General features: G+C 37.7%; 12 protein-coding genes. 5 read left to right on the forward strand and 7 right to left on the reverse strand.

All coding sequences use genetic code 11. The annotated features are described in order from the left end of the window. Window positions 1-54 precede the first annotated feature (54 nt). The 4 genes from OLW01_RS16370 to OLW01_RS16385 all read left to right on the forward strand — a co-directional run bounded on the left by OLW01_RS16370 (window position 55) and on the right by OLW01_RS16385 (window position 5,394). Window positions 55-2,070, forward strand: coding sequence for a hypothetical protein (locus OLW01_RS16370; protein WP_268077038.1), 2,016 nt, complete (start codon window positions 55-57; stop codon window positions 2,068-2,070). A gap of 105 nt (window positions 2,071-2,175) precedes the next feature. Then, on the forward strand, window positions 2,176-3,729 hold the full coding sequence (locus tag OLW01_RS16375) for a tryptophan halogenase family protein (RefSeq protein WP_268077040.1): 1,554 nt from the start codon (window positions 2,176-2,178) through the stop codon (window positions 3,727-3,729). A 68-nt stretch (window positions 3,730-3,797) separates the two neighbouring features. Beyond that, window positions 3,798-4,505, forward strand: coding sequence for a SapC family protein (locus tag OLW01_RS16380; protein ID WP_268077042.1), 708 nt, complete (start codon window positions 3,798-3,800; stop codon window positions 4,503-4,505). 97 nt (window positions 4,506-4,602) lie between these two features. Beyond that, window positions 4,603-5,394, forward strand: coding sequence for an IclR family transcriptional regulator (locus OLW01_RS16385; RefSeq protein ID WP_268077044.1), 792 nt, complete (start codon window positions 4,603-4,605; stop codon window positions 5,392-5,394). Window positions 5,395-6,541: 1,147 nt separating this feature from the next. On the opposite strand, the gene OLW01_RS16390 is transcribed toward OLW01_RS16385, so the two are convergent. From OLW01_RS16390 to OLW01_RS16405, 4 genes are all read right to left on the reverse strand, one after another. Beyond that, the gene (locus tag OLW01_RS16390) at window positions 6,542-6,829 is read right to left on the reverse strand and encodes a type II toxin-antitoxin system RelE family toxin (RefSeq protein ID WP_268077046.1); all 288 of its coding nucleotides are present in this window, start codon (window positions 6,827-6,829) and stop codon (window positions 6,542-6,544) included. Beyond that, complete coding sequence (locus OLW01_RS16395; protein ID WP_268077048.1) at window positions 6,819-7,070, reverse strand: type II toxin-antitoxin system Phd/YefM family antitoxin; 252 nt, start codon at window positions 7,068-7,070, stop codon at window positions 6,819-6,821. The genes OLW01_RS16390 and OLW01_RS16395 overlap by 11 nt, the downstream gene beginning before the upstream one ends. 1,106 nt (window positions 7,071-8,176) lie before the next feature. Next, the gene (locus OLW01_RS16400; protein ID WP_268077050.1) at window positions 8,177-9,046 is read right to left on the reverse strand and encodes a sugar phosphate isomerase/epimerase family protein; all 870 of its coding nucleotides are present in this window, start codon (window positions 9,044-9,046) and stop codon (window positions 8,177-8,179) included. 177 nt (window positions 9,047-9,223) lie between these two features. Further along, window positions 9,224-9,724, reverse strand: coding sequence for a lactoylglutathione lyase family protein (locus tag OLW01_RS16405; protein ID WP_268077052.1), 501 nt, complete (start codon window positions 9,722-9,724; stop codon window positions 9,224-9,226). A gap of 94 nt (window positions 9,725-9,818) precedes the next feature. On the opposite strand from OLW01_RS16405, the gene OLW01_RS16410 reads away from it, so the two are divergent. Further along, window positions 9,819-10,691, forward strand: a complete 873-nt coding sequence (locus OLW01_RS16410) for a LysR family transcriptional regulator (RefSeq protein WP_268077054.1) — start codon at window positions 9,819-9,821, stop codon at window positions 10,689-10,691. A 27-nt stretch (window positions 10,692-10,718) separates the two neighbouring features. Here OLW01_RS16410 and OLW01_RS16415 read toward each other — a convergent pair whose 3' ends face one another. The 3 genes from OLW01_RS16415 to OLW01_RS16425 form a co-directional block, all read right to left on the reverse strand. Beyond that, on the reverse strand, window positions 10,719-12,434 hold the full coding sequence (locus OLW01_RS16415; protein ID WP_268077056.1) for a potassium/proton antiporter: 1,716 nt from the start codon (window positions 12,432-12,434) through the stop codon (window positions 10,719-10,721). A 121-nt stretch (window positions 12,435-12,555) separates the two neighbouring features. Continuing rightward, a complete protein-coding gene (locus OLW01_RS16420; protein WP_268077058.1) occupies window positions 12,556-13,674 on the reverse strand; it encodes a PepSY-associated TM helix domain-containing protein in 1,119 nt (372 codons plus the stop codon). Between the two features lie 93 nt (window positions 13,675-13,767). Then, window positions 13,768-15,900 carry a TonB-dependent siderophore receptor gene (locus tag OLW01_RS16425; RefSeq protein WP_268077059.1) on the reverse strand — a complete coding sequence of 711 codons (2,133 nt, stop codon included), beginning with the start codon at window positions 15,898-15,900 and terminating at the stop codon, window positions 13,768-13,770. Window positions 15,901-16,069: the final 169 nt, after the last annotated feature.

Consider the following 16,069-nt stretch of genomic DNA (forward strand, 5'->3'; position numbering starts at 1 on the left):
AAAATTCTAATGGCGCACAAAGTGCGCCTAAACAAAGATTAAATGGTGTTTATTATGAAATTATTTAAACAATCTCTACTTGTTGCTGCTGTTCTTTCGGGTTTATCTGCATGTTCGGAAGAGGATTTTACGCCTAAAGCCCAAGTTAATGAAAATGCGCCTACTCATGGCGGCGATATCGACGTAACTATTAATGAAAAAGCTGATTTTCAGTTTCTATATATGCTGGGCACGCCAGAAGGTAAAATGTCTGGTGAAGGTGTCGCGGTAGATTTAGATGCAAACCCGTTAACCGTAACAGATATTGTTGTTAACTCAGACGATACGACGGGTATTGAAATGGGGGCTTTAAAAGTCGGGGTAAGACCTGAACTTTTAGTGGACCAATTAGATACGGGCGATACACATACAGTTACAATTTCTTATAAAGTAAGCGATGGTGTAAATACCGTCGATCGTAATATGGTTATTAATATCACTGGTGAAGATTTTGCGCCTGAATTTGAAAGTGACATTACAGCTGAATATAGTAAAAGTGATGCGAAGTCGACTATTGACCTTTTGGATGGCACCTCGGATAAAGATGGTGAAGCACTCACTATTGGTAATGCAGAAATTACCGCCACTCAATTACCTGATTCGGTAAAAGACGTAGCTGATGTTGTTTCAATTGATGGTAATAATCTAATTGTGGATGTACCTAAAATAAAAGACAAATTAGCGATAGGTCAAACGTTGAAGTACGAGGTTACATTTGACGTGCAAGATCACAATCATAATATTTCACGTACTGCTTTTGTAAGCATTATTGGGGTGAGTGATGTACCAACTGCGCCAACGGTTAATGCAAAAAAAGTATTCGAAACGTCAACAAGTGCCGGATTAGTTAACATGAGTTTAGTGTCTGCACCTGAAATTGTGGATGATAATTTAGATCCATTAACAGTTGATTTTTCAGATGTAGTACCAACTGGAGAGGCACCGGCATTTAAATTTGAGAAGTCAACTGCAACTCATATTAAATTTAATCCAGCAATATTTTACTCATATGTGGATGAAGGACAAACTAAGACCTTTACCTATGACTATAAAATATCAGATGGTACATATACGGTAGATTCCGAATTTGATATTAAGGTCACTAATGATGGTTTTGAAAACTTAATTACAAACGGAAGCTTTGAAGATGGATTGACTGGATGGACTAGTGCAAACGGGTTCGTAACTGTGAGTGAAACACCTACACTAAATATAGCAAAAGAAGATGCTAAATTCGCTGCATTTTCAGCCACAGATACGTTAAGCCAGTCGTTACCTAACTTAGTTGAAGGTGAAACATATGTACTTGAATTTAAAGCACAAGTAGGTAATGGTTGGGGAGCTCCTAATAACGCTATTATTTCTGGTGATAAATTAGTTAATGGCGAAGTGCAAGGTGGGCAACCTCTATCAAGTCGGGGCATATTTGAACATGGTTTTGGATCGACACGAACTTATGCTTTAGCTTTTACCGCAACGACTAACGTGAAGTTGGAGTTTAAGGCTACTCAAAATGAAGCTATGGAGCTAGATGATGTTCGTTTATATAAACTCCCTTTCGAACAAGCTAATAACTTAATTTCAGCAGCGGATTCAACCTTCAGTAACGGTGCAGGCAACTGGGTATTAGGTAATGGCGCGACTGTAACTTCTGATGGGGTTTTTGATTCTGGAATGTCAGGAGATATACGTACTATTTTACCTTTCGATGCTGGAAAGTTTGAAAACGGTAAGAGATATTTAGTTACTATGTCAATTGATGTCGATAGCGGTGTTAGTGCCTTGGAGCATAAATTTCGTTTATCACTAACAGACATAAACGATGTTAATACAACATTTAGCGGCGGTGCTAATAGTGGTATTTACGTATTAACAGACGAAACTCAAACTTTTACAGCGATATTGGACTCAACCAATTCAAATATTGCAGATTGGGCTACCCGTGATGTTGGTTTGAATATAGGCACAAACGTTTGGTCTCCTCAATCAAATTATTATATTGATGATGTTCGAGTTGTAGAAATTGAATAATAATTTGAAACTATTTTAAATTTAAGCCCTTTGCTAGTATTGAGCTAGTAAAGGGCTTTTTTGTTTTGATTTATTCCTATTTTTAAGTATGCGAAGGCTATACAAATGACGCAGAAAATCCAAAATATTGCCATTATTGGTGGCGGAACCGCGGGCTGGTTAACCGCGGGGATATTAGCTTCACGTTTACGAAATCGCATTTTAAATAAAGATTTAACCATTACCTTATGCGAATCACCGAATATTCCCACTATAGGGGTAGGTGAGGGCACTTGGCCGACAATGCCCGCAACTTTAAAAAAAATGGGCATCTCCGAAACTGATTTTATTAGAGAATGCGATGCTTCGTTTAAACAAGGTTCAAAATTTAATGGATGGGGAAATGATAGTGGCCAAGGTTTTTATTATCATCCGTTTGATACACCGGTAGGCATGCTCGAAGGGCTCATTCCAGAGTACTGGCTACAACATACAAATCAGAAAAGCTCATTAGCGCAACTATTTAGTCCGCAAGAAGCGCTCTGTGAAGCTCATATAGCGCCAAAATCTATTACTCACGCAGAATATGCGGGGGAAGGGATATATGGCTACCATCTAAATGCAGGCGCGTTTTCTAAATTTTTACAAAAACATTGTGTTGATCGCTTAGCTGTAAATCATATTTTAGCTGATGTTGTAGATGTGAGTTTAACGCCATCTGGTGATATAAATAGTGTGCTATTACATGAATCAGGCGAACTTAAAGCAGATTTATTTATTGATTGCACGGGGTTTAAATCGTTACTTTTAGGTAAGGCTCTGGGTGTACCCTTTAAGCCAGTAACAGATGTGTTATTTGCTGATACGGCTTTAGCTGCACAAGTTAATTATCCATCTGAAACCAGTCCTATTTCTTCGTGTACTCAGTCTACTGCTCAAACAGCGGGTTGGATATGGGATATTGGTTTGCCTACGAGGCGAGGCACTGGACACGTTTTTTCAAGCCAGCATACCACTACTGAACAAGCAGAAATTGATTTACGACAATATATTAATAACACAGGCGGCTGCGGCGATGATATTTCAGTTCGCAAAATTGACTTTACCGCTGGTTACCGAGACAAATTTTGGCATAAAAACTGTGTCGCTGTGGGCCTATCAGCAGGATTTTTAGAACCGTTAGAAGCTTCGGCACTGGTATTAGTAGAACTTGCGGCTAACTTTATTGCTGAGCAACTCCCCCCTACAACAGATACATTATATATTGCCGAAAAAAGGTTTAATGATAAATTTAAATATCGATGGGGGCGAGCGATAGACTTTTTAAAATTGCATTATATTTTAAGTGATCGTAATACGCCATTTTGGCAAGATAACCGGTCAGCGAATTCAATCCCAGAAAGACTACAAGAACTCATGCAGTTGTGGCAATATCAGGTACCAAAAGTGTCAGATTTTGAAACCGCGGGAGAGTTATTTCAGGCTGCTAGTTTTCAATTTGTTTTATATGGTAGTCAATTTAAAGCAAATATTTTATCGAAGCTTACGCCCGCTGAAGTACAATTTGCAACGGAGCAGCTCAACAAAAATACAGTAAAGACAGATAGGTTGTTATCATCCTTACCTAGCAACAGAGTATTACTTAATAAAATTTATCAATTTGGCTTAAGTAAAGTATAGTTTGCTTCAATTGAGCAGCATAAAATTTAAGTGCATTCGATATTAAAACAATAATGAGGAAGTGATCGGTGGAAAAACAAGATATTCAATTACTTGATAAAGTAAAACATAAAGATATTAAAATAAACACTCAAGCGGTCGATGTGTTGCAAAACCAAGTTAATGTTGCATTTGTTGTTGTGAATGAGCTCAGCGCCATCACACATGAGTACCCTATTTTTATTACTAAAAACCCAAATACAGGTCAGTTTCAGTTAGTGGCATTATTAGGTTTTAAGTCGGGTGAAAATTTATTTATTCAAGACGGTAAATGGCAAGCAACTTATTTGCCACTAGATATTTTACGTCGCCCGTTTCAAGCCATGTTAGAAAAAGAAGGCGATACCTCATCAGGCCGTATTGCTATTGATATGTCAAGTGAGCAAGTGCAAACTAACAAAGGCGAGCCTTTGTTTAATGACGATGGCTCAGCAACTGAATTTTTACAGCGCGTTCAAACCTCATTTTCACAACTAATGGGTGGTACTGAGCGTACCACTCAAATTTTACAAACCGCAGGTGAATTGGGGTTAATCGAGGGCATTAATTTAGATATTGAGTTACCAAACGGTGAAAAAAGAGGCTTAAACGGCCTATATGCATTTAATCAAGAAGCAGTGACTTACCTGACAGGCGCTAATTTAGAAACCTGCCATCAGCAAGGGGTATTACAGGTATGCCACTTGGTATTAAGTTCTGGTTTGCATCTTAATAAACTCATTAAATGGGCAAGCTAAACCCTGAGTTTAGCTTGATTCATAGTGGGTTTAATAAACGATAACCTCTAAAATAATAGGCCCCATAAATTAGTTATTTAAAAACAAGAGAGACACTTTGAGCGATAGTCAAAACACGAATCAAACCAGCAAACCAAATAAATATGCTGTACCAGCTCTAGATAAAGGCTTAGATATTCTTGAATATTTAGTGAGCCAAGAATTACCTCGTTCGCAAACTGAAATTGCTCAAGGCCTAGGCCGAGGTGCAAACGAAATTTATCGAGTATTGATTGGACTAGAGGCCAGAGGTTATTTGATTAGAGACGAGCTTTCTGGCCGCTATCGCTTATCGCTTAAGTTGTACAACTTATCACGCTCAATGTCACCCATTGAACAATTACGCCAATGCGCGCTCCCTCACATGGAAGATTTAGCAGTTAAAGTTGGACAATCGTGTCATTTAAGCATGTTGTATCAAAGCCAAACTATGGTCATTGTACAAGCACGCAGTCAGGTGCCTGTGTCGGTTAATATTGCTGAGGGTTCTTTGTTTCCAACAATGACGACAACATCGGGTAAGGTATTGCTTGCTAACAGCAATGATGAGGTTCAGCAGATGATTCTTGAACGAGATAAATCCTATAAAAGAATGTCAAAAGCTAAAAAGCAAACCTTGGCAGAGGAGCTTAAACAAATCCGTGAGCAAGGGTTTCATCGAGGCGAAAGTGAAAATACAGAAGGGGTTTGCGACTTAGCCGCTTTAGTCGGCAGACCTAACGGCAAAGTAATCGCCTCGTTAGCGGTTTCTTCGTTAACGAGTAGAGTGACTAAACCGATAGATGAAGCTAAAATGAGCAAAATGTTAATGGATACAGCTAAAAAAATAAGTGAACAGCTAGGTTGCTAATAATTCTTTGTTGCTGACAAACTAAAACGAGTTATAGCAGCGTGATACTTTTTATAGCAGTGCCATCGTTATTTTGACCCCCAAAATCAGACATTTACGCGACTCAAATTTTCCATTGTAGGTTGTGGTAAGCCAAAGGCGCACCCAACATTTTGGCATACTATATAAAATTGTTGGGATTCACTCCGTTCGACCCAACTTAGGCGCTATTGGTCAGGCGGTTCAAATTACAACACTATGCCAAAGCCCATCAACTCAAACGCGTCAAAGGCACCAACAAAACAAAGCAGCGGCTGCAAACCTAAATTCAAATATAACCCAAAGCCTTTATTTTAACGCGCAATCTCATTGTCGAAACGCTTGTACCTAAAATTTACAAAAAATACTAAAATCTATTCCAATACGGCTAAATTTCACCCGTCAGCAACTAACTGATACAAGATATCAGACACATCTGTTAAATGATTACCAAGTTTAAAAATTTCATTAATAAAAAACAGCGAGACCAAAGGTAAAAAATCACTAACCAACTGTTTTTATGCTCTTTTATAGGTGACTGGCATTGATTCGTGTCATCGTTATTTTGACCCCAAAAGCAGACATTTATGCGACTCAAATTTTCCATTGTAGGTTGTGGTAAGCCAAAGGCGCACCCAACATTTTGGCATACTATATAAAATTGTTGGGATTCACTCCGTTCGACCCAACCTACAGAAAATTAAACAACTAAATTAAACAGCAATGTCGCCTTAACAATCAACTACAATGACAGCCACTTCTAAAAAGATTAATATACAACAACTTACCAAGTGATTGAGCTATTTTTTCAGTTGATTTTTAATTACTGCTTCTCTCAAATACGCCGCATATCATTCAGTTTGGATAAAAAATAAACGCTCTATATATTCAAATCTTTCAATACGGCCATTTTTATAACTTAACCGCCATTTTTGAATTAAAAAAACCAACGAAATCAATTAAAGTGCCGCCTATAAACCAACAGCAAGCAACCAAAAATAACACATTCAACGTAAAAGCATCCATAACAGGTTGTTTTTATTTGTCTTTATAGGTGGCTGTCATTTATATTTGCTGGGTGTTTGGGGGCTGAAGGTTAGATACTCTCGGCTACCCGATTATACTGCGGTTACACTAACCGTGACGCTAATTTTTTATAAATAGCATTTTTATCACGTTTACCAACGGCTAAAACGTAAATGACTACTTCATTATCAATAACCTCGTAAGCTAATCGATAACCAGCAGTCCGCAATTTGATTTTATAAACAGACTCGTATCCGCTCAGTTTCGCTGACGGTACATGCGGATTTTCTAATCTCTCTGCAAGCTTTTTCTTAAATTGCGTTTTGAGTGGGTCAGCCAATTTGTCCCACTCTTTTTTAGCTGCTGGAAGAAACTTTAATTTATAAGTCATCTAAGTTGACTTCAATAGCACCAGATAGATTGCGACGACGATCTTCTACGACTTTAGCTAATTCATAATCATCAACAACATCCATTAGCCACTCATAAGTTTCGGCTGGTACTAAATATGCAGCTGGCTTATTATGATTTAATATTGCGATCGCAGAACCATCGGCTTCATTAAGTAAAGCTGTGGGATTTTTTTTAAGTTCAGAAATACTCGCTGAACAATCGGCTAGAACTTGTCTCATAACAACCACCAATTAAGCATTAAATTTAGCTCTTATTTTAGACCTAATTAAATTATTAAGCCAGAAATTTATTTAGCGGTATAACGCCACAATAAGCGAAGCGGCCAGATAATGGTTGGTTAAACTTGTTGAGGAACGAAACACAACCAACCATTATCTGGCCGCTCTTCATTGCCTTGTTAAACGAAGCCGTTATGCGGCAGAATAAAGCGGTTGTGGCTTTAATTAAATAACTAAAAATGCATAAGACAAAATGCATAAGACAGGCACACCTAAAAACCATAACTTACAGCAACTTACCGACTAATTGAACTGTTTTTATGTTCTTTTATAGATGGCTGTCATTGATTCTATTGGCTGACAAGTCAAAACGAGTGATAGCAAGTTTATATTTTTTCTAGCAGTGTCATTGTTATTTTGATGCGAAAATCAGACATTTATGCGACTCAAATTTTCCTTTGTAGGTTGTGGTAAGCCGGAGGCGCACCCAACATTTTGGCATATTTTATAAAATTGTTGGGATTACTCCGTTCGGCCCAACCTACAGATAATTAAACAACTAAATTAAACAGCAATGTCGTCTTAAGACTGCTTTATTAAGGTAAGTCGACACTTAGGCGTTTGGCAGTTTACGTCTGCAACTCGCTCATGGCCGATATGAATTTTCATAAACTTATTCAATTTTGCTTTGTAAAATAAGATACATCTATAAAAATAAATTTGACTCCATTTAATGTTGTGTTAATGTTAATTTGTTTTATGTTAACAATTTAGGTGTGGCTATGTCTGAGTTTGAAGCTGTGTATAAAGATTATGTAAAAAATCGTTCGCAAAGTGAGCGTGCCGTTAATTGTGTCCAGCCGCCTGAATTTAAAAGTTATTCTGTTAATCCTCTGCGCGTTAAATTAACGCAGCTCCAACTACACTATAAACAAAAATTTAATCGCTGGTTATTTAGCGCTTTCATGAAAAGATGAAATAAATCGATTTTCAATTAACTAAAATTTGACTGGTAGGTTTTACAAAATTAAAAAAACTGAATAACCGCTGCTTTCAACTAAATTAATCACTCGCATTAGCCAAAAGCAGAAGCTATTTAAATTATTTTAAAGCGTTTTGATAAAACTTTCTAAACCTGCTTTTGACGCTTTAATGGATTGCATAGGGGTTAAACCTTGAGGATATTCTTCTTGCTCAATTACTAACCAGCGCGTACCACCATAAACCATGTCAGCATTTACTAGTTTTGCCCAATCAAAATCATCTTGTCCGATAATTACATTTTTACCTGTATTGCCTTGTGTTCTAATTTTAATATGGGTGCTTAGTGTTCGGTTTGGATAGGCTTTAACATAATGAATTGGATCTTTTCCGGCAAAGTTAACCCAACCAACATCCATTTGTAATACCATGTTTTTTGGTGTGTTTTGCGCTATGTGATCCCAAAAAGTTTGTTGATTAAAGTCAGCAAACTCTTGAGCATGGTTATGATAACCAAAATGTATATCTTGTTTGGCTAATTTTTTAGTTAGTTGGGTGAGTTCAGCGGTTAATTCATCGATTTTTTCTGGGTTAAATGCGCGGCTATCAAATGGAATAAGCACTAAATCAACACCTACCCGAGTTAAAAAATCAATTGTTTGGTCAAATTTATCGGCCTTTAATTGTTTCATCGACACATGTGCGCCGCTGGCTTGTAACCCGAGTGATTTTAAAAACTGCTTTAGTCCCTCGGGATCGTTTTTATAAGGGCCAAAATCGCCAGCAAACTCTACGCCTTTGAAACCCATATTAGCTATTTGGGTTAAACTACCTTTAAAATCTTGTTTCACATGCTCTTTCACAGACCAAAGTTGTACACTAATGGGTGGTACTTTTTTGGCTTTGGCGACAGTATTGGCTTGCTCTGAACTTGTACAGGCGCTTATTAAGGTAAAACTGCAAATCGCAAGCAGTACTTTAAGATTAAATTTCATATTGTTTCCTTTTATCCATAATGCCGTTAATTTAACTGCATTATGTTGTAAATGAAACCATTTTTATAAGTTTATTTAATGTTACCAGTAGCATAGCAGTAAGACTAAATGGGTTGATTAAAGCCTTGGGTTATTTACATGGCCCAAGGCTTTTTGTATTGCAGTTTATAAGGCAAATTAATAAGCACCAGCGGCGTAAGTTAATTCGTAGCTGTGGCTATAAATTTCTAAAATGTTGCCAAAGGGGTCTTCCATGTAAATCATGCGGTAAGGCTTTTCGTCTGGGTAATAATATCTCGGTTCAGGCATTCTTTTTTTACCGCCAGCGGCCACAATTTTTTCAACTAATTCTTCTAAATTAGGATCTTGCACACAAAAGTGGAAGACACCGGTTTTCCAATATTCAAAATTGTTTTCAGGTTGTTGCTGGTTTTCAAATTCAAATAATTCAACGCCGATCCGGTCACCGGTTGAGAGATGGGCAATTTTAAATTTTTTCCAATTAGCACCAAATACATCAGTACACATTTCGCCAATTGGACTATCGTCTTCAATTATTTCAGTGGGCGCCATAATTTGATACCAACCTAGCACTTGGGTGTAAAATTCAACGGCTTTTTCAACATTTGGTACCGAAATGCCAATATGTGAAAATGATCTTGGGTAAGTTGTACTCATACTTTTTCCTCCAATTAATTTGATGGCTTAAGTATAGGATGGATGATAAAGTATAAAAAATTATCATTTATTATATTATTAAGTATGTTTTGTAATGATTAATCCCGTTTGGTTAAAAACATTTTGTACGTTAGTTGAAGTAGGTCATTTTACACAAACTGCTGAAAAGCTTTTTATGACGCAATCAGGTGTTAGCCAACATATTAAAAAATTAGAGCATCAGCTGGAACAAGCTTTATTGCAAAGGAGTGGAAAATCTTTTTCATTAACGGATGCTGGCGAAAAGCTTTATGTTAAAGGGCAAGCCTTATTAAAAGCAGCGGACGAATTAGAGGGCTTAATTAAACAAGATGAGCCCAACGTAGGCCTAGTAAAGTTAGCTTCTCCGGGCAGTGTGGGGTTAAAACTATATCCGCATTTACTCACAGTGCAGCAAAACCATCCTAAATTAATTGTTGATTATAGATTTGCGCCAAATAAAAATATTGAACAAGATTTAATCGACCGCAATATAGATTTGGGGTTAAGTACTGAGCTAAGCCAAACGGCTAGTTTAATTAGCCAAAAAATAGCAGCTGAGCCTTTAGTTTTAGTGACTTCGCATCAGATTGAAGTTGTAAATTGGTCGACGTTATTAGCGCTGGGTTTTATCTCACATCCAGATGCCGCACATCATGCACGTTTACTGTTAAGTGAAAATTTCACTCAATTTGAACATATTGACCAATTTATTTATAAAGGTTTTTCAAATCAAATCAGTTTAATACTTGAGCCCGTCAGCAAAGGATTAGGCTTTACTGTGTTGCCGCTATATGCAGCTAAAGCCTTTCGCCATCAAAATTGTATTAAAATACATTTACTTGAACAAACAGTGAGCGAAAGCCTTTATTTATGTTTTAATCGGCGTTCTACCTTGGCGAGTAGAGTTAAATTTGTTCAATCTGAGATAATAGATTATTTAAACTGAAATATCGTTTTACCTTTTATTTATCAGCTAACATTTAGAAACCACAGGCGTTAATCCAACAGTTGAAACGCGCTCACCCACCATACCTCTAACAGTCAGTCTTACGCCAGATAAAACAATCATGGTTTCTAAATTTAGCTCTGATTCAGCTTTATTTTTAATGAGTGCATCTAATGTAGAATGGCGATCGTGCGCTAAATCTATGCCATACGAATCTAAAATATCTTGTATTTTGGTGTAGCCTTTTAAGCATAGCTCTTTATTTAAAAATTCAGTCATTGCAATATCAGTGACAGGTGAAAATACATATTCTACAAACGGTCTTAATTCTGGTCTGATCACCATAAAGACATGATCTTGTGCTTGCAGCATACTTGAACCCCTTGGCGCAATCACTTGATGGCCACGTGTGATCATTGCCACTACCGTATTATCAGGTAGTGCTAAATTTGATAGATATCGGCCGACAGCTTTTGAATTATCAGCAATGGTATATTCGACAATTTCGGCGTCAACTTGATTGAGCGCTGTTATTTCAAGCGTTGCAGGTGGGCTTTCGCCTGGTTTTTCAATTAACCCTAATTTTCTGGCCGCAAATGCTAACGTAGAGCCTTGAACGGTTGCCGATAATAGCACCACAAAAAATACCACATTAAAAATAAGGGCCGCATTAGGCAAGCCAAACAATAGTGGAAAAATAGCTAAAATAATGGGTACAGAGCCTCGTAGCCCCACCCATGATACTAAGGCAGTTTCACGGAGTCTAAATTTAAATAAAGCTAAAATAGGCGCAACTGCCAAGGGTCGAGCAACAAAAACTAAAACGCTCGCAATCATGAGTCCTTCTAACCAAATATCCAGTAAAGAGGTTGGGTTCACTAATAAACCTAACATAACAAACATGGTAATTTGACTAAGCCAAGCTAATCCATCGTGAAATAAGAAGGTGCTTTTTTTGAAAACAAACTGACTATTACCAATGAGTACGCCGGTGATAAATATAGCTAAAAACCCACTGCCCCCTAAATTAGTGGATAAACCAAAAGATAATAAACCGCAGGCGGCGACCATGACAGGGTATAAACCAGACGCACCTAGTTGCACTTTATTAATTAATTTAATTGATCCCCAGCCCACACTTAAACCAATTAGCGTGCCCACGCCCATTTGCTGAAACAGTAAATGGAGCAGGTCTAAGCCTATTTTTGAGTCGTTAATAATAATTTCGAGCAAACCTATAGTTAAAAAGATAGCCATAGGATCATTCGATGCACTTTCTATTTCTAAGGTCGAGGCCAAGCGTTTGTTTAAATGAATACCGGCGTTTCTAAGTAGCGAAAAAACCGCCGCGGCATCAGTTGAACCAACAATAGCGCCCAGCAAAAAACCTTCGTAAAGTGGTAAATCTAAAATATAGGCTGCGGCATAACCGGTAAGACCGGCGGTAATTAACACCCCAAAGGTAGCTAACATGGAGGCCGGTTTCCACACAGATTTAATGGATCGTTTAGACGTTTGTAAACCGCCATCAAACAATATTAAGGCGAGGGCGAGTGTGCCTAGCGTATGGGCAGCGGCGGCATTATCAAACGCAATGCCAATGCCATCTTCGCCAGCGATCATCCCGATCAATAAAAATAGCACAAGCACAGGTAAACCCAAGCGTGCGGAGAGCTTGCTAGAAAGAATGCCAAGTAAAATGAGCACGGCAGCTAATAAAATAAGCTTGTCGATAAAAAACATGAGATGAATATCCTTGATCAGGTTTATCATTCTTTTAAAAATGATAAACCTAGTTTGATTATCCTAAACTGAGGCTTAAGGCTTTTGCAGTTATCATGATAATCAAAATATGATAAAAAGGCTATCGACACTCGCGTTTTACTTGGATTTTTCGGGTTCGAATCAACCACATATAAATACCTGTGATTGATAAAATTAAAGGAATAAGCCCGGTTATGCACCATAAAATTTTACTGGTTAATCCAGCAAAATTACCAAAATGTAAACGTCGGAAGCTATCTAACGTTAAATAGCCTAAATCTGCTTGTCTGGCATCAAAATGACTCGCATAATTACCGGTTTCTCTATCAAATACCATATAAGTTGCATATTGGCTGGTGAGAATACTGGTGTCGGGCACATCACCATACCAAACAAACGCACCGTCAGGCTCAAATGGAAACGTTAGGTAGGTTGGCTCAAAACGATCCATTTTTTGCTTAATTACATTAAGTTGTTGATCAATTGAAACACCAGTGGAATAAAAGTTTGTATCCATAGGCACTGGCGTCGGCTCTTCATGTGCATGTTCAATTTCTTCATGGTAAATTTCAACAAAATTAAAATAAGCACCAGTAAATGCGACAATCAGTAACAAAGGGGAAATAACCACGCCATTAAATTTGTGAATATCGCTTAGCATGACTCTTAGGTGAGCTTTCCAGCGCACACTAAATAGCTTTTTAATAAAACGCCATTGTAAAATTAAACCTGAAATGCCTAAAAATAACAAGATAAGCGCATAGATAAATCCTAGCATAACGCCAAAGTGTTCATTTAAAAAAGACCTGTGGTTTAATAGCAAAGTGTAATGAAGTTTGAGTATCCAATCGGTCAGATAAAAATCGTCATGAATATGGGGTTCATCCAACAGTTTTCCGGCGTAGGGGTCTAAATGCACTTTATACCAATCGTTGGTGCCCCGTTTTATTACATATACTCGGTCGGCTTCGTGTTTGTCGTCAAAAATTTCCCATGTACCGAGATGAAAATCTTTTAGTGAGCTTTCCAGATAGGCCTGTAACTCATCCATTGATTGGCGTTGCTGTTTTTCAGTTGTTACTGTTACTACCTCGGGCATCAATAACCGGTCAATTTCAACTTTAAATACCAAAATTGAACCTGTAATTGAGATCAGACAAATTGGCAACAGTGCAAATAAAGCTAAATAGCTGTGCCATTTAAATAATGTTTTTTTCATTTATTCTCACATGATAAATAAAAAGGCTGCAGGTGAAGGCAGCCAGTTGATCAACAATTCGGGCGTGTTTAGCTCAAATTAAGCTTATTAAATTTAAAAGCCAACTTGGATCCCTAATTCAAAAGTGCGATCGGCACCCATCCAGCAATTGTCTGCGTCATAACAGGCACCCACAAAGCGTTTGTCAGTTAAATTACTTACGCTGCCGGTTATTTGCACATCATGATTTGCAAGTTTATAAGCCATAACCGCATCTAACAATGTATAAGATGGGACGGTGTCGGTGTTATATTTATCTAATTGGCTTTTACCTACGTAGCGAGCACCACCACCTAACATTAAACCTTCGAGTGTATTTGAAAAGTAGTAGTTAGCCCAAACAGAAGCCATTTCTTGAGCAACCCAAACGGGTGTTTTACCCACTAACTCCGGATCAAGTTTATCTTTAGTCACTTCCATATCTAAGTGAGTGTAATTAGTGGTTAGTATAAAGTCGTCTGTTATTTGCGTATTTAATTCAAATTCAAACCCTTTAGACTCTACTTCACCCGTTTGTGTTTTCAGTGCAAAATCAGGCGTATTCACCACAACATTTTGTTTGGTGATAATAAAATAAGCACTAGAAAAAGTGAGTGAATTATCATCAGATTGGTATTTTAAACCGAGTTCTTTTTGCTGAGCTGTAGTTGGTTTAAAGGTTTCATTCGTGACCGAATCTACTCCCGATGCTGGTTCAAATGACTCAGAGTAATTTATGTAAGGGCGCAAACCAGATTCAAAGTTGTACATTGCTGCAATTCGTCCAGAAAACTGATCCTGGTCTATTTTTGTATTACTGCCGTATTCGCTACCGTTATAAACATTATCGGCTTTGTCTTGACTGTTAAATTTATCAAAGCGTGCATTTAATATAACCGAAAGCTTACTAAATTTAATTTCGTCTTGTGCGTATAACCCTTTTTGTTGAATGTTGATATCATGCGCTTCTGAATAAAAATCAATGGGCAATTGGGTAATATCTAGTAAATCATGATTAGGATTAGATAAATCGATGGAAGCCGTTTGTGTGCCTAGCGTATCTTGATAATTTACATCAGATTCTGAATCTTGATAATCGAAACCAAATAACAAATGATGGGTGACGTCGCCAGTATTAATTAAACCTGCCAATTGATTATCGAGCACAAAACCTTCTATATTCTCATTTGTGCGATATGCTGAGCGGGTTAATGTTTGTTGATCGTCAGCTAAGCCATTATTGTACAGGTTGCGCTGTTCGCCATGCGCATCGGTAAATCTAAATTTTTGTAAAAAAGTCCAGCCGCTTTCAAATTGATGGTTTAGTTTATACCCCAACATCAATACTTCTCGTTCAAAGTGGTTCCAATTTTTATCACCAGCATAGGCATCAGACGCGAGTTTGCCATAAGGTGCAGAATAAAGCGTTCCTACGGCTGGCAAGGGAGTAGAAGGCACCATTTTAGGATCGTTTTGATAATAAGCATTTAAACTTAAACTGGTTTGCTCAGACAAATTTAAAGTGACTGTAGGGGCAATTGTTATTCTTTCATTTTCAGTTGTAACTTGCTGACCATCTCGCTTTTTGCCTAATAATACTAAACGGTAATCTAGTTGTTGATGAAGTTGACCGCTTATGTCTGCGCCTAATTCTAACATCCCGTGGGAGCCGATAGTGGCTCGTACCATGGCTTGTTCTGAGCCAGTAGGATATTTTGCTACTTGATTAACTAAGCCGCCCGGAGGGACTAAACCGTAAAGCGATGAGGCAGGCCCTTTTAAAACCTCGATTGATTCAGTGGCAAATGCATCCACTTGAGGATATAAATTCCACAAATTATTTGTTAATAATGGCAAGCCATCATAAAAGCTTTGGTACGTGTCAAAACCGCGCATATTAAATTGGTCGAATATGGTAATACTGGCTCGGCTTTCGGTGGTCACACCTGAAACATACCTTAATGCTTTTGTCACAGAATCAGCTTGGCGCTGGTTGAGCAATGCTTGATCAAGTACGGAAACACTAACCGGCGAATTAATTGGGCTTAGCGTAGATTTAGTGGCGGTGCTGCGATAAGACGCTTGGCCAATGACGTCGATGCGTTCAATTTCGTTTTCAGAGTTTTGTTCGGCTGCATAACCGACTTGACATATTTGAGCTACGCTCACCGCTAAAATAGCTTTATTGAAGGTATTTAAATATTTCATCGAATTTCCTGATTACACGGCAACACAAAGCATTAACTGCCAAAAGTCGAACTCGCGTTTTTACTAAGATATTTACACGGTAATATTAACGTTAATGATAATTGTTATCAAGCGCATTTGAGTTAAAAGACTGTAGGTCATTAAATATTAATAAACTTTAATTTCAATT

The sequence above is a fragment of the Catenovulum adriaticum genome (assembly GCF_026725475.1).
Classification (GTDB): domain Bacteria; phylum Pseudomonadota; class Gammaproteobacteria; order Enterobacterales; family Alteromonadaceae; genus Catenovulum; species Catenovulum adriaticum.